A 24,826-nucleotide genomic window follows, 5' to 3' on the forward strand; every position below is an offset into this window, starting at 1 on the left:
AGTTATCGCAGGATCTCCCCATCCCGATACCGCTCGGGGATGTAGCTGAATTCTTTGAGAAGTAAGGGCTCGAACACCCCCGGCTGCGGGCCCCGGTTCCGCAGCGCCGGTTTAAAGAGCAGTGGCGGACTATACATCTCCTTGTGAAATCAGTATTCCTCCTCGGGAAATCTGCCATTGCAGTGATCCTCATTTGTGCATTCCTGCTCACTATGGGCTGCAGCCAGGTACCTTCCGCCCCGGCGGAAGGTACCATGACGGCGGCAAGTACTCCGACACCGGCGCCCGTAACCGGCGGCAGAGTGATCGCCGCGTACTTCTACATCTTTGATGATGCATCCACAGCGGCACTTGCCTCACCGGACCAGATCCCGTGGAAGAAAGTCAACCGGATTTACATCGCATTTGCAACGCTCAAAGATGGTATGCTGACTGACCTGCCTGCCGGCAGTACCGCGGATGATCTGGCACAGAGAGAGACAACTGCACAGAAAATCCACACCATCGTGGCACTCTGCCATGAAAACAACCCTGATGCAGAGATCTTCATCACCTCCAATTTCGACGAGAAGGAACTGGACCCCCAGTACCTGCTGGCCGCACAGGATCCACAGAAATTTGCCGACAGTGTCCTTGCCTACCTCAAAGAGTACGATCTCGACGGTTACGATATGGATTGGGAGAGCCACCAGATCGATGATTACGCCCCGCAGCTCACCACGCTCCTTTCCACCTGCCATGCCACGTTCGCTGCGGCAGGGAACAATCCACACGGCCATCCGTATACTCTTACGTACACGGTCTGGCCGGGAGTCGAATCGGCCCAGACCGTTGCCTCCACCCAGGACAGCGTAGACCAGATCAACCTTATGACGTACGGCCCGGGCGAGGGGTATGATCTTGCGTCCTATGCAGACTCCTATGCGGCAGCCGGGGTTCCGTATGGGAAGATGATCGGGGGCATGGAAAGCGAAGCCGGGTATTCCGAGAACGGCGGACCGGATACGCAGGAGTCGGTTGCCGCCAAGTGCGCCTATGTCAAAGAGCACAACCTTGCCGGCCTCTTTGAGTGGCGGATGGACAACGACATGCGGCCCGACAACGGGGCTCCCACGTACCAGGTGACAGGCTGGATGTCGGACTGCCTGTCACAATAACCTCTCTTTTCTTCTTGTGCACCGGGACCTGCTGCGACCAAAGAATTATATGATCAATCGAACAAATTAGAAAAGTATGAAAAATATGAAAAGAAAACAGCAGGAGAATCTGGTCGACGAGATGGTGGCTCCAAGGAAGGAGAAGACAAAGCACCTCTTCGGCAGCGTGAAGGTAGGAGAGCGGGGGCAGGTCGTGATCCCCAAAGAGGCCCGCGAAATCTTCGGAATCGTGCCCGGGGACATCCTTCTTGTGCTTGGCGATGTGGAGCGGGGTATAGCCCTTGTGAAGGCCGATACCCTGCAGGAGTTTGCACGCAAGATCCTGGAGACATCCAGCCATCCTTCCGACGAATGATCCGTGAGGTGACCTTAATGAAGATCGTTGTCCTCAACGGCAGCCCCAAAGGCGATATCAGCGTCACGATGCAGTACGTGGCGTACCTCAAAAAGAAATTCCCGGAGCACTCCTTTGAAACGGTAAATGTGGCGCACGAAATAGAGAAGATTGAGAAAGACTCCGTGTGTTTTGCAGCCATTCTTGACAGGATCCGGTCCGCAGATCTCGTCCTCTGGGCATTCCCGCTCTACTACCTGCTTGTCTGCGCTCAGTACAAGCGGTTTATCGAGCTCGTTTTCGAACGAGGGGCACAGGATGCCTTTGCCGGGAAATACGCTGCATCGCTCTCCACCTCGATCCATTATGCCGATATGATCGCCCACGACTACATCCACGCAGTAAGCGACGATCTCGGGATGAAGTACCTGGGTGCGTACTCCGCGGAAATGCATGACCTCCTTGATGCCGGCGAACGGGAGCGGCTGGTAACATTCGCAGCCCTTACCTTCGCGGGTGTGGAAAAGATGATCCCGGTCCAGCGCGAGACTTCCCCGCTCGTCCCGCCGTCCCTTGCTTATGTCCCGGGAAACGGGCAGGCAGCAGTCCAGCCCGGGAAAAAGAAGGTTGTCATCCTCACGGACGATGACGGCAGCTCCAACAACCTCACGGCAATGGTTGCACGGCTCACCGCAGCATTCTCGGCCAAGGCCGAGGTCATCAACCTCCACGATATCGATATCAAAGGCCCCTGCCTCGGGTGCTGCCGGTGCGCCTATGACAACACCTGTGTCTATACCGACGGGTACGTGGATTTCTACAGGGACCGGCTTGCCACTGCTGATATCCTCATCTTTGCCGGCGCGGTCCGCGACCGGTACCTCTCATCGAAGTGGAAACAGTTCTTTGACCGGAGTTTCTTCAAGGGTCACACCCCCGGCCTTGGCGGGAAACAGATCGGCTTTGCAATCGCCGGCTCCCTGAACCAGATCCCCTGCTTAAAAGAGGCACTTGTCATGTGGGCGGACAGCGGCAGGTGCACTGCCCGGTTCGTGACCGATGAGGCTGCCACCTCCGGGGAACTCGATGCGCTGCTCGATGCAATGGCCGGAAGGCTGGTACAGGGCGCAGAAGTGGGATATACCCCGCCACACCTTTTCTATGCAGTCGGCGGCCACAAGATCTTCCGGGATAATATTTACGGGGGTATGAGGTTTGTCTTCCAGGCAGATTACCGGTACTACCGCGAACATAAGATGTTCGATTTCCCACAGTCAGATCTTAAGACCCGGCTCACGAATGCGGTCATGATGCTCTTAACAAAGAGCAAAACGGTCCGGGAAAAAGTGTACGGCGATAGCAGGCACCATATGATTGCGCCGTTTGCACCAGTGCTCAGGGACGATTAATATGGGCTCTCCGGGAGCGGGCAGCAGGGTGGGAATCCTGTTCGGGTTTGTCCCCCTGATTGTCTATGGGATCCTTGCGGGGTCTTCCATCCAAAGTAAGATCCTGGCACTGAGTGCGTCAACGTTGGTAACGGTAGTGGTTGGCTTTGGGGATCTTAAAAAAGGCAGGATCCTGAGCTGGATAAGCCTTGTCCTGTTCGGAGGACTCCTGATCGCCACGGTCGGGTTTTCCCTGACCGGGATCCTCATCTGGAGCGGGGTCCTGATCTACGCGGTGCTTGCGGCCGTAGCGCTTGGCTCGATCCTGGCCGGCGTCCCGTTTACCCTGCAGTATGCCCGGGAGATGGTAGATCCGTCCCGCCACGAACACCCGGTCTTTCTCAAGGTCAACATCCTGATGACCGGGGTATGGAGCGGTATCTTTGGGGTCAACGCCCTGCTGGATTGCCTTGCTCTGGTTTTCCCGGGTCCAACAGGGCAGGCCGCCTCCCTGATTACCTATGGTACCCTTGCCGCCGGGATCGTGTTCACCTTTTGGTATCCGGCTCATATTCAGAAGAAATACGCCAGAACTTCGCCGGGCAGTCAATAAGCCGGCTTGCCGCCGGCTTTTTTTTAGTCGCAGGATCTGGTCAGGACTCCTCATCCGCCTTTACCACGTGGATATAGATATCCCCGAAGAACTCCTCCTGCCGCAGGGCGCACTGCCCGTCAAGGGCTAAAAAAAGCAGAGGGAGGTACACCTCGGGAATTCCCCACCCGAGGTCCCTGCAGAGCTCGGCAAGCGTGATCTCGGTTGCCGGGTCGGCGTTTGCCAGGCACTCCTCAATCACCTGACGGGCCGAGTCCTGGTAGCCTTCTTCATGGGCGATACTCACCACGTCATCGGCCTCGATAAGGTAGTCGTCATCTGCCGGGGGCATGCGACGGCGCCTCCGCTCCTCTTTTTCCAGGTTCTTGAGCTCGATGATCAGCTCAAAGAGGGTGACAGGGCTTTTCCGCAGGCTCTTTCGATCGAGCCGACGCTGGATCTCCCGTTCCAAACGCTCGATGGGACCAAACCGGCCTTCATCCTCGAAATCATCGCTTTCGCCAGCCTCGAAATCCTCGCCCTCGTCTCCTGTGCCATCTTCCTCGTCCGGGGCAATGTCCAGTTGTTCGGATTTCATCCGCAGGAGCGTTGCGGCGTAAAAGAGGGTGCGTCCCGAGATCTGGAGATTAAGCTGCCGGCATTTCTCCAGTTCAGAGAGGAACCGATCGGTAACCTCGATGATATCGATGTTCCATGGGTCGATCTCGCCCCGTTCGGCAAGCCCGACAAGGATCTCGACCGGGTCTTCGAGATTAGGGGGCTCCGTTGCTACCGGGACATCACCGGGAGCAGGAGTATCAACCGGCACCGGGGGTTCTGCAGGGGAGGGAGATAATGTGGGTTCCCCGGAAACGGTCACGGACCGCGCCCCTTCCGGAAAAACAGCCTCAGGCAACCGGCCCGTGCCCCCTGCATCAGGGGCCGGGTTTGGCCGCCGCGAGCTCTTCTTGTGCTCAGCCATTCACCTTTACCCCGGTAACGAGCGTGCTCTTGTCCGGCCGGATCGTAACGCCCATGATCCGCTGTGCTGCCTCGATCATGGGCTTACGCAGGGAGACAATGACAAACTGGGACGAGGGGGCAAGTTCCTGGATCATGGCCGCAATCCGTTCCACGTTCGCGCCGTCAAGCGACATATCCACCTCGTCAAAAGCGTAGAAGGGGGCCGGAATGTGGTGCTGGATGGAGAAGATAAACGCCAATGTGGTCAGCGACTTCTCCCCTCCCGAGAGGGACGAGAGGAGGTGAACTTTCTTGTCCCGGGGCTTGACCGCAAATGTGAGTCCACCGGTGAAGGGATCCTCTTCGTTCTCCAGCACCAGGTTCCCGCTCCCGCTTGTAAGACGGGCAAAGATCTCACGGAAGTTCGTGTCAATGGCTTTGAATGCGGTCATGAACGCCTCGAACTTCATCTGCTCGTACTTCTCGATCCGCTCGATTAAGGTCTCCCGCTCCTTGGAGAGGGTGTCCTTGCGCTCCGTTCTTTCCTGCACCTGCCGTTCTATCTTCTCGTACTCCTCGATGGCGAGCATGTTGACGGCGCCAATCTTATGGAGCGCAAGCTCGGCATCGGCAATCTTTCCCTCGATCTCGGTAAGGGTGAGATCGGTGCTTACTTCTCCCACAATGGCCTTGAGGGAGGCGATCTCATTTGCGAGCGCTGTTGCCCGCTCCTCAAGGGCTGATAGCTGGATAGTGAAGCGCTCCTTGTCGGAATCAAACTTGATCAGTTTTGTTTCCGAGGCATGGATGCTGTCGGAGATCCCGGCCCGTTTCTTGCGCAGCTCATCAAGTTCCCCGGAGAACTGCTTCTGTTTCTCTTCAAGCCCGACAATCACAGATTTGAGAGAGGTGATCTGGTCATTGGATGCAGCTACTTCCGCATCGATCTGTTTGTTGCGCTCGTCAAACCGTGCCCTTTCCTCGGTGAGTTCGCCGATACGGGCAGTGAAGTGCTGGCGTTCGCGGGAGGCGTCGTTCATGTCCGCCTCCTTGTTCCTGAGGCGCCGTTCCGCCTCTTCGATCTCCTTTTTCTTCTTCTCCATCTGGTCGGTAAGGGCAGGGATGTTGGTATCGTCAAGTTTCTTCTTTATGCCGTCAATTTTCGCCGTTATCGCATTGATCCCTTCAGTGACCTTGAAGAGATCTCCCTCAAGTACAGACAGTTCGGCAGCGCTGGTGCTGGTTTCTTCCCGCTGTCTGGCGACCGCCGCCTCTATTGTCTGCTTCTCGATCGTGATCGCCTCAAACCGCCGGGTATATTCCTCGGTGACCGCACCGGCCCGGGCCAAATCCTGGTCGATCCCGCCCCGGGTTGCCCGTTTGCCGTCTACCTCCTCGGTCATCCTCTTTATTGCCGCCTCAAGCGTTGTCGCCTCACCGGAAAGTTCGGCAAGGTGCGAGCGGATCCGGATGATCTCATCGTCAACGGCAGCACCAAAACCCCTGGCCGGCTTCTTTGCCGAACCGCCGGTCATCGCCCCGCTCTTCTCCAGCAGTTCCCCTTCAAGGGTGACCATCCGGTACTTACCGATCAGTTTCCTTGCCCGGTCAAGGGTATCAACCACCACGGTCGATCCGAGCGCAATGGCAAAGGCCTTGTCGTACACGGGATCGTAGTCGAGCAGGTTGACCGCATAGTCAATAATACCCGGCTCTTTTATAGGAGGCAGCTGCGGGGGTTTGAGCTTGTTTAAGGGGAGAAACGTAACCCGCCCGAGCCGCTCGTCTTTTAAGTACCGTATCGCATCGGTTGCAATCTGGTCAGTATCGCAGACAACGAACTGAATCTTGTTTCCTGCAGCAACGTTGAGGGCGGTCGCGTACTCCGGGGGAGCCCGACCCAGCTCCATGATGGTGCCGTGGACACCCTCAATGGCCTTTACCGCTTCAATCGCCTTCCCGCCAGACTCACCCCGGGCCTGCTGGGCAGCCTCCAGCCGGAATGCATCCTGCTCGGCATCCCGGATCTCGCCGCGGAGCCGTTCAAGGGACGAACGCTGGGCAAAAAGGGTACTCTCAATCTCGGAAAGATTCCGGTCAAGCTCTTTTTTCCGGCCAGTAAGATCGGCAACAGTCCTCTCATTCTCTGCAAGCTGCGCCTGCTTATCCGCATACTCCTCGTCAAGCTGCTTCTGGAGCACAGTCAGGCGTTCGAGTTCGCTCGTCCGCATCCGGCTCTTTTCGATAAGGATATCCTGCTGGCGGAGGATGGCGGAACGGTCCCCTTTCTTTGCCTCCGCCTCCTCCATCAGGGCAAAGAGCTGCTGCCGTGCCTCCTCCGTATCCGAGGAGTACTGGCGGATCTCGGTCTCGATCTTTTCGACCTGCGCTTTTGAGGTCGCCACTTCCATGGCGATATTGGTCCGGTCGATGGAGAGAGTCCGTATCTGGTCGGAAAGCTCGGCAACCCGGGCCTCGGCCCTTTTCGTATCCGCAAAGACCCGGTTGATCCCTTCGAGATTGGCCTCCTTATCCTTTTTGAGCCGGCCAATCGTTTGCTCCGCAAGCTTGATCCCGCTCTTGGCTTCTTCAAGATCCGCGATCAGTTTCAGGTAGTCTGGCCCGCTTTTCTGGTTGATAAGCTCGTCCACGTCTGCGAGATCAGCCTTAAGGTAGGCGAGCTCGTTCTCCTCAATGCTCCGGTCGGCCTCAAGCCGGGAAATCCTGATCTTCTGCTCTTCGGCAGAGGATAAGAGAGTTGCCCGCTCCTTCTCCTTGTCATGGATCTGGGCGGCAGACCGGCACCCCTGGAAAAAGGCAAGCTCTTTTTGCCACTTCTGGTACTCAAGGGCGTGCTCCCGCTCTTTTTTGAGCTCGTGTGCCCTTTTCGTGAGCTCGATGAGCAGGAGCTCCTCGCGCTCGATACGCTCTCTGACCACATCGAGCTCGGAGAGGGCCTGCTGTTTCTTGGTATCGAATTCGGAGACCCCGGCAATCTCGTCGATAATCTTCCGCCGCTCGAAGTCGCTCATCTCCATAATCCGGGTCACATCACCCTGCATCACGACATTGTACCCGTGCGGGATGATCCCGAACTTTGAGAGGTGGTCAACGATATCGCTCTGCTTGCAGAGCCGGTCGTTGAGGTAGTTGTAGCTATAGTAGCCGTTCCCGGTCCTTTTTATCCGGCGCCGGATCTTCGTCCCATCCGAGAAAGCAATGGCTACCTCGGCAATATTTTTCCCAGAATTGAGGTTGATCAGATCGGTGAGCTTCTCGGCGCGCAGGTTGCGGGAACTCGACAGGGCAAGCACAAAGAGGATAGAGTCTATGATATTGCTCTTACCCGAGCCGTTCGGACCGGATATGACGGTGAAACCCTCTAAAAAGGGAATTTTTGTCTTTTTTGAAAAAGACTTGAAATTATCTATCTCGAGCTCTGTGATGTGCAAAGATCCGGCTCCCGGTCGTCCTTACTTCTTTGCTGCATCCTTGTCTTCTTCGACAGCATAGATAAGGTCGCTCTGCTTGGGCTTGGCGGAAACCCCCTTCTTGTTCCGCCCGTATCCTGCAGAGGCGACAATATAGTTCTTGTCACCGCGCCGGGGCTCAAGTTTCATGGTACCGTCCGGCTGCATGATCATGTCCATTGCAGGTTCTGCCGGGGCTGCCGGCTCGGCATCCTGGCGAGCTCCCTTGCGGAAGACTACCGTGCTGCCGGCTGCCTGAGGCGCCCCTACGCCACCGGTGGGAGAGGCAGCCGGTGCACCCTGGACGATGGGCTGCACGCGTTTGAGTTCCTGGCGGCTGCGTTCCTCGGTCTGCTTGGACATCTTCATAGCGATGGACTTGAGGTCGAGGAGTTCCTGGGTAAGCCCCTTGACCAGTGCTTCCATCTCGTTGACCTTCTTTTCGAGCGCGGCAACGCGGTCCTCACCTGCACCGCTTCCTGAACTTTCCATCATTTTGATCATTTGCTCCTTTTCATCAAGTTCGAACTCAAGATACCTGATCTTTGCATCGGATTGCACCATGCGATACCTGTATATGTTCTGACATATACTGGTGCGGCGCACTCCTTATTAATAATAGTAGTGATCTGCTGATGAGAAAAAAAGGTTTGTGCTTCTTTTTCCCCCAAAAAGAGGGGCAGCCACCCAGATAACCGCCAGATCCGGGCCCGACGCGCCTTTTTGGGCCGGGAGATTCCTAGAGAAAAATCAGCGAAATACGACGGCACATCAAATATCACGCTCTTTCTCGCGCTCCACTCCTTAAGAAAAGGTATTACCTGATCCAAACAAATGTGTAACCATATGTCGTATCTGTCCCAAACCGATCCAGAAATAGCAGATATCATAGAAAAGGAGCGGCTCCGCCAGACAAACGGGCTGGAGCTGATCGCCTCCGAGAATATTGTCAGCTGTGCAGTGCTCGAGGCCATGGGCTCGATCATGACCAACAAGTACGCCGAAGGCTACCCGGGGAAGCGATACTACGGCGGCTGCGAATTCCACGATCAGGCCGAGAACCTTGCCCGCGACCGGTTGAAAAAACTCTTTGGCGCACAGCATGCAAATGTCCAGCCCCACTCGGGCACCCAGGCAAACATGGCGGTCTATTTTGCGTACATGAAACTGGGAGAGAAGATCTTAAGCATGAAACTCAATCAGGGCGGCCACCTTTCTCACGGCGCCCCGGTAAGTTTCACCGGAAAGTTTTACCAGGTTGCCCAGTACGGGGTAGACCCCAAGACCGAGACCCTTGATTACGGTGCGGTCGGCGAGATGGCAAAGAAGGAAAAGCCCCAGATCATCGTTTGTGGCGCCTCTGCTTATCCGAGAATCATTGACTTCAAGGCGTTCCAGGAGATTGCCGATGATGTCGGTGCTTACTGCATGGCAGATATCGCCCACATCGCAGGCCTTGTTGCAACAAAACAGCACCCGACATCAGTCGGTGTCGTGAACTTCACCACCACTACAACCCATAAGACTCTTCGCGGCCCCCGTGGCGGTGCCATCATGTGCAACGAGGAATACGCTCAGGCGATCGACAAGGCAGTCTTCCCGGGCATGCAGGGTGGCCCCCTGATGAACGTTATCAGTGCAAAGGCGGTCTGTTTCGAGGAGGCACTCAGGCCCTCGTTTACGGAATACAACAAGCAGATCGTGAAGAATGCTAAAGTGCTTGCCGAGACGCTGATAAACAGCGGCATCCGGCTTGTCTCTGGAGGTACCGACAACCACCTCATGCTCATTGACCTGACCAACCAGCACCTGACCGGTCTTGAGGCGGAGGTTGCACTAGGTAAGGCAGGCATCACGGTCAACAAGAATACGATCCCGAACGAGACCAAGAGCCCGTTTGTGACAAGCGGTCTTCGCGTCGGCACCCCGGCAGTCACTTCACGGGGGATGAAAGAGGCAGAGATGCGCCAGATTGGGCACTGGATTGCGTCAGTTGTCAAGGATATCAAGAACGAGACACTGATTGCACAGGTCAACCGGGAAGTCACTGCAATGGCGCAGAAGTTCCCGATCTACCCGACAGTATAATAACTCCTTTTCTCATTTTTACTATTTACAAAGGGGGATTTTGGCAATGGTCACCATCCTGGATGGAAAAGCGGTATCGGAAAAACGGCTCGAACTTCTCAAGGAAACGATCAGCGAATCCGGGCTGTACCCGCGGCTTGCCACCGTGATCGTAGGGAGCGACCCGGCTTCACAGATGTACGTGCGCATGAAGCACCGGGCATGCGAACGGGTGGGCATCGGCTCTGTGGGTATAGAGATCCCCGGTGATGCCACCACACAGAACGTACTCGAATCCGTTACACGCCTGAACCGGGATACGGACATCAATGGTATTCTCATCCAGCTCCCGCTCCCGAAAAGGGTTGACACGGAGCGGGTGATCGCCGCAGTAAACACGGAAAAGGATGTGGACGGATTCCATCCTACAAGCCTTGGGCTCCTCATGAGCGGGAGACCCCGCTTTGCCCCCTGCACCCCCAAGGGGATCATGAACCTTCTGGCAGAATACCACATCACCGTTGCCGGAGCACGAGCGGTCGTTGCCGGGCGGAGTATCGATGTCGGGAGACCCATGGCGGCACTTCTCACCAACGCTGATGCAACCGTGACCATCTGCCACAGCAGGACACGTGACCTTCCCGCAGAGCTCAGGCAGGCGGATATCCTTGTGTCAGCGGTGGGAAAGGCACATTTCATCACCCCGGAGATGGTTAAACCCGGTGCGGTAGTCATCGATGTCGGTATCAATCAGCTCAACGGGAAACTCGTGGGGGATGTGGACTTCGAAGCGGTAAAAGAGGTCGCTTCGGCTATCACCCCGGTTCCCGGTGGCGTGGGCCCGATGACGATTGCCACGCTCATGGAGAATACCTTTGCCGCTGCCGCGATGAGGATGCCATGAAATCATGCCGGGTCAACAAACTCGATATTGGTGGGGATGCCCCGCCCCGCATTATGGGAGTCATCAACTGCAGCGGTGAATCATTCTACCAGGCATCGTACATCCCCATCGACAAGGTCCACGAAACTGCGGTAGCCATGGTCGAGCAGGGTGCGGATATGATCGATATCGGTGCCCGGAGCACGGCCCCCAACACCCAGCCTATCAGCGGGAGGGAAGAGGCAGAACGGGTTGACGCAGCCCTTAAGGAACTGGACGGGAGCGGGATCACTCTGTCTGTGGATACGATGCACCCGGGCGTGCTCGACATCTGTCTCAAGCACGAGATCCACGCGGCAAACGATATCAGCGGTTTTGTCTCACCGGCATATGCAAAGAAGGTTGCAGATGCCGGCCTGCCGACGTTTGTTATGGCGGCAAACCAGAACCCGGGCGATCCGATCGGAGTAGATGCTACCCTTGCCTCTCTCGAAGGAGTGATAAAGCGGTGCGAGGCATCGGGCGTAAAGGAGTACGTGCTCGATCCGGGTATCGGCATCTGGACACCGCACCGCTCGGTTGCGGATGACTGGGAACTCTGCCGGCAGTTCGAGACCTTCCAGCGTTTTGACCATCCTTTGCTGGCAGCAGTATCACGCAAGACCTTCATTGGGATGCTCCTGAATCGCGAACCGGAAGACCGGCTACCGGGCACCCTTGCAGTCACCATGACACTGCTCGAAAAAGGAGCGTCAATTGTCAGGACCCACGATGTGGCAGCCACACGGGATATAATCCGGGTGTACGAACAGATGGTGAAGAGGGCATGAACCCCTCGTTCTCCATCACCGGTCTTTCAACCGGCATCATCCGGCCCGGCGATCCGTTCACTGACCGGATTATAACGGCGGCCATATCAGCCTGCGGGGGATTTGCTGACGGCGACATTCTCGTTCTTGCCGAGACTGCGGTAGCGACCGCGGAAGGAAATGTGATCCGGCTGGATACCGTCACACCCACCCCACGTGCTCACGAGCTGGCCAAACGCTATCACATGGACCCCCGTACTGTTGAGGTGGTCCTGTCAGAGAGCGATTCGATTGTCGGAGGTATCCCGGGCTTTTTGCTCTGCATGAAGCAGGGCACCCTCCTCCCCAATGCCGGTGTGGATGCCTCAAATGCCCCACCGGGGTGTCTTGTACCCCTCCCAAAAGATCCCAATCAAAGCGCCGTCCGGATAAAAGAGGAGATTGCCCACCGGTGCCATACGCGAGTCGGAGTCATTGTCGCCGACAGCCGCACACATGCCATGCGCCTCGGATGCTCCGGGGTTGCCATCGGTTGTGCCGGGATCACTTCGGTTATCGATGACCGGGGCAGAAGCGATCTGTTCGGCAGGAAACTGGAAGTGACCAAGAGGGCGGTCGCGGATAATATTGCCTCAGCCGCCGAACTGGTGATGGGCGAAGCAGACGAATGCACACCGGCTGCACTCGTCCGGGGCCTCGGGATGCCCGTCGGGGATCAGACCGGGGTCGACACCATTGATGCGGATGAATGCCTGTTCATGGGCGTCTTCCGCAACAACCAAAGATAACCGCCGGCGCCCTTCTTTTTGGATCCGTAAGGTGTTTCGTTCCGACAATCCTAAGGCTGGTCTGATGACACATAAGAGGTGTAATTATAAGCGCAGTCCAGATCCGCAAATTCCGAGAATGAGAACGTCTCCTTGAGTTTCTGGTGAGGGAGCAGGGAGGGAATATCAAAGGTCGATGATTGCGAATGGCAGTACGCGGTGATCGGCATCATGCTGATCTGGACTTCGACGTTTTCGAAAGTAGTATTGGTGGGGTTCTCCACCTGGAAATCCGCAGAGTAGAAATCCACCGAACCGGTGTTTACCGGAGTAAATGAATCCAGATCGCCACTCATAACCGTGATCGCCGTATTGGTGATACGGGAGGATGTGCAGCCTGCAGCAAGAAGGAATGCCGCAACCACGATCAGGATCCAGTACCGGTTTTTTATCATTTTTGACCTCTGTTGTCACCGGATGATGTATAATCCATTTTACATTCCTTCCCCAAAAAGCAAGCGGCTGGATCGCACCACGCACCGGGTTTGGTGGTTATTGCGGCCGGCGTGCGATGATCAGCTCGATCGTTGACTCATCGGGGAATCGCGCCGATGGCTCCATGGCAAGCAGGCTGTTAGTGAGCCGGGCGCGGAACTCGGCATTCCGTTCCCCGATGATCACGGGATCGATATAGGACGTGCTGAGCTGATAGCCGATGATCTCATCAATAGTAAGGATTTCCCGTACCGGAAACGTAACCGTTTCAAGCTGAGAGAACGGGGACTGCAAAAATACCTCTTCGTGCCGATCGTCATGGTTGTCCGCTTTTTTCTTCAGGCGCCCTGAATAGTCCCAGGCATCACCGAGCATCTCCTGGAGTACCTCTTTTACCGCTCCACCCCAGCCCCTCTTGAGATGTGAGAAGAAACTGTCGTTCCGGCTGATGCAGGCGATCCCCCCTTCGGGTTCAATCAGGGTATCAAGGGTCAAAAGGACCCGGGGGCGATCCATCCAGTGGAACGAGAGCCCCATGATGCAGAGCCGGAGCGGAGGCAGTCCCAGTACACCGAGTGTTGAATCTGCCCCGTCAAGCCATGAGATACCAGTGATATGACCCGATGCTGCCCTCCGGCATCCTTCATTGCGCATCTCCGGATCAGGATCAACAGCATAAACGTGAAAACCCCGCTTTGCAAGAGGAATCGCAACATTGCCGGTACCGCAGCCGAGATCGAGAATTCCGGATGCCGGTGAAAGTGAAAAACGGGAGACAAGTGCATCAAAAACTGCGGCCGGATACCCCTTGCGGTACCTGGCATAGTAACCGGCCTTCCCGCGAAAAAAACTGCTTTTTTTCGGGGCAGACAGGGGATTTCCCGGCGGCGCAGTCACGGCGATACCCCGGTGAAACGGCCTGCGCAGCTTTCTGATATGGTGACCGGCACTCTTAAGTTTTCGAGAACCGTGATGACACGGGCGGAATCTTCAACGGTAAACCCGATCCGGGTACGCCCGGTCTTTAAGCGGGCAACAAAGATCCGGTCGCGCGAGGGCCGGTGAATGTCGAGGGGGAACCATGTCCGCAGGTCACCGGACCCCCAGATCCGCCACCGGCCGTTTGCTAAAGACGGTTCCAGGACCTGGATCTGTTCGATATCCGCAAAGGGGATCTTCCGGCTCCCAGCAAAGGGAAACGAGTACGCTGCAAGTGTGATACGGTCTCCTGTGATGAAAACCAGGCGATCGGCATACTGGATCCAAGACTTTGATGAGGCAGGCGAACTCATACGCAGATCCGTTTTTCCTAGGCAGTCCGGTACCGGGGGAGTAAAAGAAGGTTTTGCATTATTGCAGCACAACACATGAAACCCGCACCCGTGTACAGTATTACTTCACTGCCAGCAAAAAAGCCTGCGAGCAGTACCGCAAAACCGGCCGAGACCGCAACAAAACCCCCCGGAAAATACAGGGCATGTCGTTTCTGGTCGGGATCCAGGTTACGATACATAGACAAGTGAGCATATTTAAACAAACAATAATAATTCGTTCCCCCGGGAAAAGAGCCTTCTTGATATAAGCGGTTATTTCATCTCCTGCGGAGCCGATTCTGTAAGGACAAGCCATGGGAACACCTCCGGCCGGATCCCGGGACGGTACGGAAAAACCGGTTCTTACCGATCCTCCCTTTTATCTGGAGGAATTCGAACAGTCATATCGTTATATTATCGATGAGTACGAGGTCCGGCCCAGAGATATTGCCATTTTTATGCCCTGCGCGGTGAGAAAACCCTACAGCACGAGCCCGAGTCATCAGCTTATCCGGATGATCATCTCTCAGGTTTTCGATGAATCGCAGTACCATATCGTCATCTTTGGCACCTGTGGGATCGTACCGGCCGAGCTCGAGACCATGTACCCGTACGCGCACTACAAGTACATGCTCGGGAAGGTAAGCGATGAGAAGATCAAGGCAGATTTTCTCAGGATAGAAGCCGACCGGGTAGCCGGATACCTGGAAAAGACCCGGCATCTCTACAAATACCGGATTGCCTATTGTATCGGACTCTTCCGTGAAGCCCTTCTCTGGGGATCGGAGAAATCCGGGGTGAAGATCGATCGTATCCTTCCGACAAGGGATCGCATCAACCGGGTAATCGAGGAAGAGGAGTGCCGGTTCCAGGAAGGGAGCCTCTCTATGGACGATTACCTCGGGGAGTTCTGCGATGAACTTCTCCGGTTCCGGAATACACACCCGGATCTGGCAAAAAAAGAATGACCGGATACGCCGCGTAGCGTTTTCCCTTGTACCGGGCCATTTCCTTTTTTAGGAGGGAAGAGACTTTGCAATCAGGTAAAATGCGAACAGTGCAGAGGCAAGGCCGGCAATGGTAAGAACCAGCGCTACGGTAGTGGACAGGGCCATCCCGTTATAGGGAAGCGCTTCCTTGAGGCAGAATAGCAGAAACGCCAGCGCAAGGAACCACCCGTAGGTCTTTTTCCCGATCACGGCCATGCGGATCCCATAAAGGAATATCAGCACATCGATACCTATCAGGATCGGCGTTACCCACGCAGGAAGGGTCATTGAGGTACAGGTGGGTGCCGGCAGGTAATGAGTGTACCGGGCCGATAAAAAAACAGGATTCCCTATTTCACCACAAGCACTTTGCAGGGCGCGGAACGGATGATCTCTTCGGCCACGCTCCCCAGGAGGAGACGTTCCAGCCCCCGCTTCCCCTGAGTGCCAATCACGATCAGATCGATCTTTTTCCGGGTCGCAAACTTGACAACCTCGGGGGCAGGGCGGCCTTCAAGGATCGCGGTCTCAACCTTAAGATCGCCGGCCAGGGAGCGCATCCGGGCAAAAGCCTGCTCAGCCTCGGCCTGGAAAACACGGTAGGTGTCCCCGAGCGGGATATCCCCGGACATGGTTGAGAAGGTTCCGGTATCAATCACGTACACCGCATAGAGTGTTGCCCCGCAGAGGCGGGCAACTTTTATTCCTTCTTCAAGAGCCGCACGATTCTTCTCCGAGCCGTCGGTTGCGATCAGGATACTGCTGAGGAAGTGTTCTGTCATCGGATGTGCCCCATCATATGATATGTCCTACTGTACATTATCCCCTGATACCTCTTGCGGATCGGTATCAGAAGCATTGATCGGGACTGCACCATCCGACTCGTCAATATATTTTTCCCCCCTCATCGCGCAGAGCAGAGCTGCCACAAAGGATATGCCAGCCCCGATATAGAACGAAAGCGCCAGGGAGGGCATAAAAGCCCCGGCAAGCGTTGTCGGGAACCAGACTGCCCCGGTAAGGGTGGCAAGGGTTGCCGGGGCAATTGTCGCAATCAGGGCCGGAGACAGGCCGCCAAGGATCATCTGGACCGGGTTGTACCCGAGGAATGCGGCAAATAGTGCACCGGTCGGGGGAATGGCGCTCATTGAAGGGATGAGCGGGCTTGCATTGGCCGCAGTGAGGGCTCCCGCGAGTGCCGTTGGGAACGCACCCGTAAGTCCCACCACAATGATGGTAAAAAACATCCCCATAGAGAGGACAAAGCCCGAGTTCATCAGCGTTGACATCATCCCGGAAGTAACCCCGCGCTCATCAGGGGGTACGGAATTCATAATCGCTGCGGCATTGGGCGAGGAAAACATGCCGTTTCCTATCCCCATAATCATGAGAGCGATGGCAAAGGGCAGGTAATCGAAGTTGTACGGCAGGATCGCAAGAATCAAAAACGAGATCCCGACCAGTACCATGCCCAGCGTGCTGAGCCACCGGGCCCCGTATTTGTCGGAGAGGCTGCCGGAGAGCGGGCCCATAATAACAAACCCGATAGTGAGCGGCAGCATATAGACCCCGGCCCAGAACGGCGTGGACTCAAAACTGTACCCGTGCAGGGGCAGCCAGATCCCCTGGAGCAGGATGATGAGGATAATCATGACCCCGCCGCGGGCAAGGGCTGACATAAATCCGGCGGCATTCCCGAATGCAAAGTTGCGGATCCGGAAAAGGTCCATCCGGAACATCGGGTCTTCGACCCGGGTCTCGATGATGGGAAATGCAAAGAGCAGCAGGACGCCGCACAGGAGTGCAGCGACAACCCACGGATCTCTCCAGCCCATGGAATCGCTGCCATACGGGAGAAGGGCATAGGTGATACCGACCAAAAAGATCGTCAGGCCTCCGATAAAGGAAAGATTCCCCCAGATATCGATCTTCTGGGAGCGTTTCCCATAGGCCGGCTCCTTGAGCTTGAGGAATGCCCAGATCGTGCCGACGACACCGAACGGCACACTGATCAAAAAGACATACCGCCAATGGAAAACCGCAAGGATGCCGCCGATCAGAAGTCCGACAAACTGCCCCGAGAGTGCCGCCACCTGGTTGAGGCCCAGCGCCTTTCCCCGCTCATCGGGAGGGAAGGCATCCGTGAGGATCGCCGCGCTGTTGGAGAAGATAAACGCCGCACCCACGGCCTGGACGACACGGAAGACGATGAGTTCAATAGCCCCGGCATCGCCGGTATCCGGGGTCAGGAAGAGTAGGATAGAACCTACCGTAAAAATGGCAAACCCGATATTGTAGAGTCTCACCCTCCCGTACATATCCGAAAGCCGCCCGAAACTGAGAAGGAGGGTAGCGGTGACAATCCCGTAGCCCATCAGGATCCAGAGCAGGTACTGGAAGGAAGTGAGCGGGTTGATATTGATTCCGTTAAAAATAGCAGGCAGGGAGATCAGGATGATGCTCCCGTTCACCGCGGCCATGAACATGGCGATCGTTGTATTCGAGAGTGCAATCCACTTGTAATTCGGGTCCCGGGCAACTGCACCCGGTTCACCGGCCGGAAGGGGCGATCCTGACGGGGAGGGCGCTGCTGTATCCACAGATTTTACCTGATCCGGCATATATCCTGAATATTTGGGCGGGCATACCATGAATAAGGTGCACTATGCACATGTGCAGATAGTATCACCGGGTATACTGCTTTATAACGGGAACTCCCCGTTGTCAGGGAGTTTGTGCGGGACCGGATTTTAGAGATAATCACGTAGCGGGTGCAGGCTGCACGGGGCGTTTCACGCCCACTCTGCCGTTTTCGGCGGAAAGGACAAAACCCAGATCTTCAAGGTACTTCCGGCTTTTGCCACTCCCGTGGGTTAAGAGCTCCACCAGGTCATCCTCCTCATCGATATCTGTATGAAGCAGGAATGAGTCAATAACCTCGCAGGAGAGGCCGGCCTCCTGTGCAATCCGGATGTGCTTTAAGAAACTCATGCCGTAATAATCCACATGGAACTTTGCCGGTTCCCGCACAAAGATCGCATTGGTTCCTCCGCCACGCCCGGGCACAATCCCTATGTCGCTTGTGGTAGATGCCACCCGTTTTATTGCCGGACCGGTGGCGAGTGGAAGATCGGCCATGAGGATCAGGACCGGTCCTGCAGCCTGGGAAAGTACCTCATTGAGCGTCCCGCTCAGGTCTTTATCAGCAATAGTGATCTGGACATCCTCGGAATCAAAGAGCTCGGTTGCGACAATCACCGGGCTGCAGTTTGCATCCCTTGCAGCAGCTATAACATCTTCAAGCATTGCACGGGCAAAGGCTTCCCGCTCCTCCGGTGAGAGGATCCCGGAGAGCCGGCTCTTGGGACCGGCCGGTTTGAAGGGAATCAGTGCATGGGGACACATGTGATACGCTCATATGCGGGACGACCAAAAAAAGATACTGATATATCCCGGGCTGGTTCGCCGTTGTACAGATTTTAACATCCTCCACCGGCAAGAGTACAGAATATGGATCCACCTCCCTATTCCAGGGTCAGGCTCCCTGAACGAACGGTTGTTGGAATAGAGCGCCGGACCTGCAATGCGGATTGCAGGAGTCTCGCTGATATCCCGGCCTGCTGGAAAGAGTTTCTCTCTACAAATGCGGCAGCACGCATCCCTCACCGGGTCACCCCGCCGGTGATGTATGCAGTCTATTCCGATTATGCATCCGACTGGACCGGTGAGTATAGCTATCTTCTCGGATGTGGTGTCTCAAAAGCCGGGGTACTCCCTAAAGGCCTCTCTGTCCGCCATATCCCGGCCCAGACCTATGCCTTTTTTCCTGCATGCGGGCAGATGCCGGACGCCGTTGTCGGCATCTGGGGTGGGATCTGGGGAACAGACCTGCCCAGGACCTATACCTGCGATTTTGAAGTGTATGACCGCCGGTTTACGGATAAAAAGACCCCACAGGTGGATATCTACGTAGCAATCCGGGACCCGTAACAAGGGGAGATTTCAGGTGACTTTCGGTTTACCTTCCTTTCGGTAGGATTCCGGGGGGACATGGATCTCAAATCGCGCACCTTTGCCGGGTACTCCCGTCTCAACAATGGTCATGCCGGTGAGGGAGAGCATCTCATGCACCAGAAAAAGTCCCCAGCCGGTATATTTGCCAAATCCGCGCTCGAAGATCCGCTCCTTGTCTGCATCCGGGATACCGGCGCCATTATCCTCGAAAATAACGAGACCGCCTTCGCCTTCCTCCCGGGCAGATATGCGAAGCTCCGTGGCCGTTTTCCCATGGCGGACAACATTGTCCAGCATCTGGGCTACGGCCTTTTCAAGGCCAATGTCGGCCAGGACTGCAGCAGTCCCGCAGTTATCGGTAACCGTGATGCCCTTTACCGTCACGAGATCACCGGCACGGCGGATCACGGAGGAAAGAGGCTGCCAGACCGGCTGCTCGGTCCCAAGAATCTGGTAATCCTTGGCAAACTGGAACTGCCTTCGAATCTTCTCCAGAGCAAACCGCTCTTTTTCAATGTACGATTTCATCTGCGGATCGGTAACCACCATCTCCAGAAGCTCGGTATACCCGCTGACAGCCGTGAGCTGGTTGAGCACATCATGGCGGGTGACGCTCCCTACAAGATTGAGCTTCTTTTCGAGGAACAGTACCTTGTCCTGCACCCGGCGCACTGCCAGAATGTTCTCCACGAGCTGCACAAGGACAGGGTACCAGGCATCCGGCGCCCCGGCCATGACCAGGTACTCTGCGCGATCTGCAACAGCGGACCGGAATACCTCCGGCTCATAGGCTGCCGCAAGGATAATCGCCGGCAGCCCGATTTGGTTCTCCCGCAGGTGGCGGACAAAAACAAGACCATTCTGCCCTTCTTCCTGGACCGCGATCACGACCCCCGGGTTGGTTGAGAGATTCCGGCTGACCGTCACTTCGGGGGACGCTGACGTGATAACGCGATAAGGACCGGCCCCGGAAAGATACTTTTGTAAGGCTGCGCTGCGGTCCGCCTTTGCATCAACGAGAATGATGGGGATCACGATGTATCACGGGATCGCGCTGGAATCCGATAAACAGTCTATTTCGCCGGGATCATATAAAGACCATCCAGCGGAGGAGATCTCCACAGCCACAATGAGAACCTCATCTGCCGGCAGTGTTTAACATGTAAAAAGAGAACCGTACTGGTATGGAGCCCCGGGTGATCACGTACACAAAGAACGTCTTTTTGCCGCTCACCAGCGTCTGCCGGAACCGGTGCGGGTACTGCTCGTTCCGCACCCCGGTTCAGGAAGGATGTGTCATGCTGCCTGAAGAGGTGGAAGCGGTTCTTGCGCAGGGGCAGGCGGCCGGGTGCACCGAGGCGCTCTTTACCTTCGGCGAGCATCCCGAAGAAGAGGAAGGTTTTCGCGCATACCTGGAAAAGACGGGTTACGATACCATCCTCGATTACTGCGAGGCAATGTGCCGGCTTGCTCTCCGGTACGGGATCCTCCCGCACACCAACGCCGGTATCCTCACGTATGACGAGATGAAACGGCTCCGGCCCACAAACGCCAGCATGGGCCTGATGCTTGAGACTACGGCACGGATCCCGGCGCACCAGGGATCGAAAGGAAAGGAACCGGAAGTGCGCCTTGCAATGATGGAAGACGCGGGCCGGCTGAAGATCCCGTTCACCACCGGCCTGCTCCTCGGGATTGGCGAGACTGCGGCCGGCCGCGAGGACTCACTTATTGCAATCCGGGACATCCATAAGAAGTACGGGCATATCCAGGAGATCATCCTCCAGAATTTCTGCCCCAAGAACAATACACCCATGGCTGCGTTCCGGGTGCCGGATACACAGGAGATCTGCAACACGATCCTGATGGCTCGCCGGATCCTGCCAGAGGAGATCTCCATCCAGGTAGCCCCCAATCTCATCGATGCGTCCCGGCTCATTGGTTGCGGGGTCAGTGATCTGGGGGGGATATCCCCGGTAACCATCGATTATGTGAATCCTGAACATCCCTGGCCGGCGTTCAACGACCTCAAAAAGATCGTTGGGGACGCAACACTTCAGGAGCGCCTCTGCATCTATCCACGGTTCATCCGGCCGGGCTGGTACGACCCTGGCCTGCAACCTCTAATAAACAGGCTCAACCAACGTATAAGCAGAGGGAGCAGCCAACCGTGAAGCAGAAAAAACTCCTCTATACCGGCAAGGCCAAATCGGTCTACCATACGGACGAGAAAGGAACACTGATCGTCGAGTTCCGCGACGATATCACCGCATTTGACGGCGGGAAGAAAGACACGCTCAAGAACAAGGGCAGTTACAATGCCGGCGTCTCGGCATTCTTCTTCTCCTACCTGGAAAAGAATGGGGTAAAAACCCATTTCCTGGAGATGCAGGACGAGAGCAGGATGGCGGTCCGCGAACTTTCCATGATCCCTCTTGAAGTGATCGTCAGGAATTATGCGGCGGGTTCGATTGTCAGGAACTACCCCTTCAAGGAGGGGACACCCCTGAAACCTCCGGTGATCGTGATCGATTATAAGGATGACTCCCGGCACGACCCGATGCTCAACGATGAATTGATCGTTGCCTTAAAACTCGCAACACCGGCGGAACTCAAAAAGATCAAGGCGATCGCGCTCAAGATCAATACCCTTCTCTCGGGCCTGCTGGCAAAACAGGGTATCACCCTTGTGGACTTCAAGCTGGAGTTCGGGCGCCAGGGAACAACCATCTATCTCGGCGACGAGATCAGCATGGACTCAATGCGCCTCTGGGACAAAAAGACCGGCGAATCGCTGGACAAGGATGTGTACCGGTTTAACAAGGGCGACGTGATGGCAACCTACAACCGTGTTGCGGCACGGATCACTAAACCACAAAAACCTGCGGCAGCCAAAAAGAAAGCACCGGTATCGAAAAAAACAGTGAAGCGGACGCGGTAAGAACTCCACAACACATAAGATATGTCAAAAGGAATATGCGTATCAATCTTGCGAGGTGATCGGTGATGACTGACGATGCGGAAACTGATGCAGAGATGCTCAAGTGGACCCGGGCGATCGCCCGCAAAAACGGGTGGATCCTCAATCCCGATGAAGATCACCTCAACATCGTGATCCGGGGGCTGGTGCGCAACAAGAAGAGGTTCGGGAGACCCTACTGCCCCTGCCGGTTGCGGAGCGGCGACGAGGAACGCGACCGTGCCATTGAATGTCCCTGTATCTACCACAAAGATGAGATAGCAAAGGACGGGCACTGCCACTGTCTCCTCTATTACAAAAAGCCATAAGACCCCCTTTTTAGTAGACAATACCAGTATGAAAAACACAAACCCGGGCCTTCCCCCCATCGTCGGCAGGGATCCGGAAATCCTTATCCTCGGCAGCTTTCCCAGCCTCATATCGCTTGGAAAAAGCGAGTACTACGGTAATCCCAAAAACCAGTTCTGGAGGATCATAGAGATCCTTTTCGGGATCGACCACGCCCTTTCCTATCCCCTCCGTACACATCTCCTGACAGAGCACCGGATCGCCCTCTGGGATGCCCTTGCTTTCTGCAGGCGGGAAGGAAGCATGGATTCCGCAATCTGCGATCCGGTTGCAAACGACATAACGGGGTTTGTTGCAGCTCACCCGACAATACGATGCATTGCACTCAACGGGAGCACTGCCGGCCGTTATTTTAAGAGCATGAACCCGGACCTGAACGGCCATATTCTTCCTTCAACCAGTCCCGCATATGCCAGCATGTCTTTTGCGGAAAAGACTCTAGAATGGGCGCGCATCTGCATCCGGGATGCTCTATAAAAAAAAGATTGGGCCTGCCCCGCCAATACTTATCTTTCCAGGCGCAGCTTCAGGAAGATGACGTGATAGATCGCATAGAACCCGCAAAGCACGGCAGCAGTATAGCCAAGGACAGCGATCCATATGACCTCTTTTGGCATGGCTACCGGTGAAGCCTGCAGCACCAGCGATGACCCGACGACAAGGGCGGCCACAACAAGGCCGATCATGATCTTGTCGCTTGCCCGGTCCAGCGCCATCTGGAGTTTCTTTAAATCAGTATCAACCACTTCGAGCCGGATTGTCCCTGTCGACAGGCGCTTGAGCATCAGGTTAACGTTCCTTGGCAGATCAAAGGCCGCATCCACAGCCTCAAGAAGCGAGTTGGACGCCCGCTTCATGTAGCCGGCGGAGAGCACGTTCGAATCCGCCAGTTTGCGCAGGTAGGGGGTAATCTCCCCGCCGAAACTGAACTGGGGGTCGAGCCGGACCGCCACATCAAAGACCATGACCAGTGTCTTTAACAGGAGCATCAGGCTCATGGGCACCTTGAGGCTGTAGCGCCGCATCACTTCGGTGAGCTCGTTTATCATCAGGCCGAAATTGAACTGGGCAATCTCATCCCCGCCGCCGAAATCGTGCAGCATGATATACAGGTCGTCACGGAGTGCCTCGCGGCTCTCCTCGGCCACAAAAATCCCAAAGCCCTCGAGCGTCTTTAGGATCATATCGACATCATCAGTGGTCAGGGCAAAAAGGAGGTTGACGAAGAGCTGCTTTTTCTCAGGGCGCAACACCCCGACGATACCGAAGTCCAGAAAGACCAGGTCCCCCATTTCAGAAATGAGAAGGTTGCCGGGATGAGGATCTCCATGGTAAAATCCGTCCTCGAAGATCATCTTCAGGTACGCATTGAAGCCCCGGACCGCAATATCGTGCGGATCACATCCCTGCGCCGTAATCGCTTCAACATTGTCGATCCGCACACCCTTGATAAATTCCATGACGAGAAGACGGGATGAGGAATACTCCCAGTAGATCTTGGGGAAGTGGATACCCGGTACATCCCGGAAGTTGCGTGCCATCCGCTCTGAGTTCCGGCCATCGCGGGTAAAGTCCAGTTCCTTTCGGATCTGGGTGGCAAAGTCCTGGACAAGGCCCGTGGGGTTGTACATCCGGCTCTCCGGGAAGACCGATTCTATCCGTTCTGCCATGGACTGGAGGATGGCAAGATCGGTCTCGATGATCTCGGGGATCCCGGGGCGCTGGACCTTGAGGGCAACCACAGTGCCATCCTTAAGGACTGCACGGTGGACCTGCCCAATCGATGCAGATGCAACCGGCGCCTCGTCGATCTCGGCAAACCAGTCCTCCAGGTTCGGGCAGGACTGGTGGATCACCGCGAGAACTTCAGAGAAGGGCAGGGGTTTTGCATGATCCTGGAGTTTCTTGAGCTGCTCGATGAGCTCCGGGGGGAAGATCTCCGTTCTCGTGCTCATGATCTGGCCGAACTTCACAAAAGTGGGCCCGAGATCCTCAAGGGCTAAGCGTACCCGCTCGTACACCGTAGACTGGTCCGGCTGTTTTTCTTCTGTACCCGGGAGGCGGAAACGGGTCTTTCCCGGGAAGGCTTTCTCCAGTGCAATACCAAAACCGTACTTCCACAGGATATCGACGATCTGCGCATACCGCCGGATACGGGTGACCATGGATACAGTTTGGCAGTGGGGATACTTAACACTGGCTTATCATGAGGCCGGCTGTATGGCTGTCGGATTAAAAGAGAGATCAAAAAAGAGCG

The 24,826-nt window shown here is 55.8% G+C and carries 26 protein-coding genes; 14 read left to right on the top strand and 12 right to left on the bottom strand.

All coding sequences use genetic code 11. The features are described from left to right. Positions 1–143: 143 nt before the first annotated feature. The 4 genes from MBOO_RS11385 to MBOO_RS11400 all read left to right on the top strand — a co-directional run bounded on the left by MBOO_RS11385 (position 144) and on the right by MBOO_RS11400 (position 3,492). Positions 144–1,157, top strand: coding sequence for a glycosyl hydrolase family 18 protein (locus tag MBOO_RS11385; RefSeq protein WP_012107753.1), 1,014 nt, complete (start codon positions 144–146; stop codon positions 1,155–1,157). Between the two features lie 76 nt (positions 1,158–1,233). Further along, positions 1,234–1,512, top strand: coding sequence for an AbrB/MazE/SpoVT family DNA-binding domain-containing protein (locus tag MBOO_RS11390; RefSeq protein WP_012107755.1), 279 nt, complete (start codon positions 1,234–1,236; stop codon positions 1,510–1,512). 17 nt (positions 1,513–1,529) lie between these two features. After that, positions 1,530–2,900 (top strand): NAD(P)H-dependent oxidoreductase, encoded by a 1,371-nt coding sequence (locus MBOO_RS11395; RefSeq protein ID WP_012107756.1) that lies wholly within the window; start codon positions 1,530–1,532, stop codon positions 2,898–2,900. A gap of 1 nt (position 2,901) precedes the next feature. Further along, the gene (locus MBOO_RS11400; RefSeq protein ID WP_012107757.1) at positions 2,902–3,492 is read left to right on the top strand and encodes a DUF3159 domain-containing protein; all 591 of its coding nucleotides are present in this window, start codon (positions 2,902–2,904) and stop codon (positions 3,490–3,492) included. A 40-nt stretch (positions 3,493–3,532) separates the two neighbouring features. Here MBOO_RS11400 and MBOO_RS11405 read toward each other — a convergent pair whose 3' ends face one another. The 3 genes from MBOO_RS11405 to MBOO_RS11415 are packed head-to-tail and all read right to left on the bottom strand — an operon-like array spanning position 3,533 to position 8,468. Beyond that, positions 3,533–4,453, bottom strand: a complete 921-nt coding sequence (locus tag MBOO_RS11405; RefSeq protein ID WP_083756209.1) for a segregation/condensation protein A — start codon at positions 4,451–4,453, stop codon at positions 3,533–3,535. Further along, on the bottom strand, positions 4,446–7,886 hold the full coding sequence (gene smc, locus MBOO_RS11410; protein ID WP_012107759.1) for a chromosome segregation protein SMC: 3,441 nt from the start codon (positions 7,884–7,886) through the stop codon (positions 4,446–4,448). Before smc ends, MBOO_RS11405 begins: the two co-directional genes overlap by 8 nt. 21 nt (positions 7,887–7,907) lie before the next feature. After that, the gene (locus MBOO_RS11415; protein ID WP_012107760.1) at positions 7,908–8,468 is read right to left on the bottom strand and encodes a tol-pal system YbgF family protein; all 561 of its coding nucleotides are present in this window, start codon (positions 8,466–8,468) and stop codon (positions 7,908–7,910) included. A gap of 282 nt (positions 8,469–8,750) precedes the next feature. Between MBOO_RS11415 and glyA the strand changes: the two genes are divergently transcribed. From glyA to cofE, 4 genes are read left to right on the top strand one after another with little or no spacing between them, the layout of a single operon-like run. Continuing rightward, complete coding sequence (gene glyA / locus MBOO_RS11420) at positions 8,751–9,992, top strand: serine hydroxymethyltransferase (protein WP_048068466.1); 1,242 nt, start codon at positions 8,751–8,753, stop codon at positions 9,990–9,992. 46 nt (positions 9,993–10,038) lie between these two features. Beyond that, positions 10,039–10,875, top strand: a complete 837-nt coding sequence (gene folD / locus MBOO_RS11425; RefSeq protein WP_012107762.1) for a bifunctional methylenetetrahydrofolate dehydrogenase/methenyltetrahydrofolate cyclohydrolase FolD — start codon at positions 10,039–10,041, stop codon at positions 10,873–10,875. Then, positions 10,872–11,684: a dihydropteroate synthase gene (gene folP, locus MBOO_RS11430; protein WP_012107763.1), complete on the top strand. Its 813-nt coding sequence runs from the start codon at positions 10,872–10,874 to the stop codon at positions 11,682–11,684. Before folD ends, folP begins: the two co-directional genes overlap by 4 nt. Continuing rightward, complete coding sequence (gene cofE, locus MBOO_RS11435; protein WP_012107764.1) at positions 11,681–12,451, top strand: coenzyme F420-0:L-glutamate ligase; 771 nt, start codon at positions 11,681–11,683, stop codon at positions 12,449–12,451. The genes folP and cofE overlap by 4 nt, the downstream gene beginning before the upstream one ends. A 50-nt stretch (positions 12,452–12,501) precedes the next feature. Here cofE and MBOO_RS11440 read toward each other — a convergent pair whose 3' ends face one another. The 3 genes from MBOO_RS11440 to MBOO_RS11450 all read right to left on the bottom strand — a co-directional run bounded on the left by MBOO_RS11440 (position 12,502) and on the right by MBOO_RS11450 (position 14,217). Next, the gene (locus MBOO_RS11440; protein ID WP_012107765.1) at positions 12,502–12,885 is read right to left on the bottom strand and encodes a hypothetical protein; all 384 of its coding nucleotides are present in this window, start codon (positions 12,883–12,885) and stop codon (positions 12,502–12,504) included. Positions 12,886–12,982: 97 nt separating this feature from the next. Further along, positions 12,983–13,822, bottom strand: coding sequence for a class I SAM-dependent methyltransferase (locus tag MBOO_RS11445; protein WP_012107766.1), 840 nt, complete (start codon positions 13,820–13,822; stop codon positions 12,983–12,985). Further along, positions 13,819–14,217 carry a hypothetical protein gene (locus MBOO_RS11450; RefSeq protein ID WP_095206360.1) on the bottom strand — a complete coding sequence of 133 codons (399 nt, stop codon included), beginning with the start codon at positions 14,215–14,217 and terminating at the stop codon, positions 13,819–13,821. Before MBOO_RS11450 ends, MBOO_RS11445 begins: the two co-directional genes overlap by 4 nt. A 335-nt stretch (positions 14,218–14,552) precedes the next feature. Here MBOO_RS11450 and MBOO_RS11460 point away from each other — a divergent pair, with 335 nt between their 5' ends. After that, positions 14,553–15,206: a DUF5591 domain-containing protein gene (locus MBOO_RS11460; RefSeq protein WP_012107768.1), complete on the top strand. Its 654-nt coding sequence runs from the start codon at positions 14,553–14,555 to the stop codon at positions 15,204–15,206. A gap of 48 nt (positions 15,207–15,254) precedes the next feature. On the opposite strand, the gene MBOO_RS11465 is transcribed toward MBOO_RS11460, so the two are convergent. The 4 genes from MBOO_RS11465 to cofC form a co-directional block, all read right to left on the bottom strand. After that, the gene (locus MBOO_RS11465) at positions 15,255–15,515 is read right to left on the bottom strand and encodes a hypothetical protein (RefSeq protein WP_012107769.1); all 261 of its coding nucleotides are present in this window, start codon (positions 15,513–15,515) and stop codon (positions 15,255–15,257) included. Between the two features lie 62 nt (positions 15,516–15,577). Then, positions 15,578–16,009 carry a universal stress protein gene (locus MBOO_RS11470; RefSeq protein WP_012107770.1) on the bottom strand — a complete coding sequence of 144 codons (432 nt, stop codon included), beginning with the start codon at positions 16,007–16,009 and terminating at the stop codon, positions 15,578–15,580. A gap of 27 nt (positions 16,010–16,036) precedes the next feature. Further along, complete coding sequence (locus MBOO_RS11475; protein ID WP_012107771.1) at positions 16,037–17,827, bottom strand: MFS transporter; 1,791 nt, start codon at positions 17,825–17,827, stop codon at positions 16,037–16,039. Between the two features lie 160 nt (positions 17,828–17,987). Next, the gene (cofC, locus tag MBOO_RS11480) at positions 17,988–18,632 is read right to left on the bottom strand and encodes a 2-phospho-L-lactate guanylyltransferase (RefSeq protein ID WP_012107772.1); all 645 of its coding nucleotides are present in this window, start codon (positions 18,630–18,632) and stop codon (positions 17,988–17,990) included. A 105-nt stretch (positions 18,633–18,737) separates the two neighbouring features. Here cofC and MBOO_RS11485 point away from each other — a divergent pair, with 105 nt between their 5' ends. Continuing rightward, positions 18,738–19,217 (top strand): GyrI-like domain-containing protein, encoded by a 480-nt coding sequence (locus tag MBOO_RS11485; RefSeq protein WP_012107773.1) that lies wholly within the window; start codon positions 18,738–18,740, stop codon positions 19,215–19,217. A 12-nt stretch (positions 19,218–19,229) separates the two neighbouring features. Here the strand turns inward: MBOO_RS11485 and MBOO_RS11490 are convergent, their stop codons facing one another. After that, on the bottom strand, positions 19,230–20,276 hold the full coding sequence (locus MBOO_RS11490) for a sensor histidine kinase (protein ID WP_157677700.1): 1,047 nt from the start codon (positions 20,274–20,276) through the stop codon (positions 19,230–19,232). 149 nt (positions 20,277–20,425) lie between these two features. Here MBOO_RS11490 and cofG point away from each other — a divergent pair, with 149 nt between their 5' ends. The 4 genes from cofG to MBOO_RS11510 all read left to right on the top strand — a co-directional run bounded on the left by cofG (position 20,426) and on the right by MBOO_RS11510 (position 23,046). Then, positions 20,426–21,415 (top strand): 7,8-didemethyl-8-hydroxy-5-deazariboflavin synthase CofG, encoded by a 990-nt coding sequence (cofG, locus tag MBOO_RS11495; RefSeq protein ID WP_012107775.1) that lies wholly within the window; start codon positions 20,426–20,428, stop codon positions 21,413–21,415. Further along, positions 21,412–22,182 carry a phosphoribosylaminoimidazolesuccinocarboxamide synthase gene (gene purC, locus MBOO_RS11500; protein ID WP_012107776.1) on the top strand — a complete coding sequence of 257 codons (771 nt, stop codon included), beginning with the start codon at positions 21,412–21,414 and terminating at the stop codon, positions 22,180–22,182. The genes cofG and purC overlap by 4 nt, the downstream gene beginning before the upstream one ends. Before the next feature lie 65 nt (positions 22,183–22,247). Then, positions 22,248–22,529: a ferredoxin-thioredoxin reductase catalytic domain-containing protein gene (locus MBOO_RS11505; protein ID WP_012107777.1), complete on the top strand. Its 282-nt coding sequence runs from the start codon at positions 22,248–22,250 to the stop codon at positions 22,527–22,529. 28 nt (positions 22,530–22,557) lie between these two features. Continuing rightward, on the top strand, positions 22,558–23,046 hold the full coding sequence (locus MBOO_RS11510) for a DNA-deoxyinosine glycosylase (protein WP_012107778.1): 489 nt from the start codon (positions 22,558–22,560) through the stop codon (positions 23,044–23,046). A 29-nt stretch (positions 23,047–23,075) separates the two neighbouring features. On the opposite strand, the gene MBOO_RS11515 is transcribed toward MBOO_RS11510, so the two are convergent. Next, complete coding sequence (locus MBOO_RS11515; RefSeq protein WP_012107779.1) at positions 23,076–24,734, bottom strand: ABC1 kinase family protein; 1,659 nt, start codon at positions 24,732–24,734, stop codon at positions 23,076–23,078. Between the last annotated feature and the right edge of the window lie 92 nt (positions 24,735–24,826).

This window comes from Methanoregula boonei 6A8 (genome assembly GCF_000017625.1).
In the GTDB taxonomy this organism is placed as follows: Archaea; Halobacteriota; Methanomicrobia; order Methanomicrobiales; family Methanospirillaceae; genus Methanoregula; species Methanoregula boonei.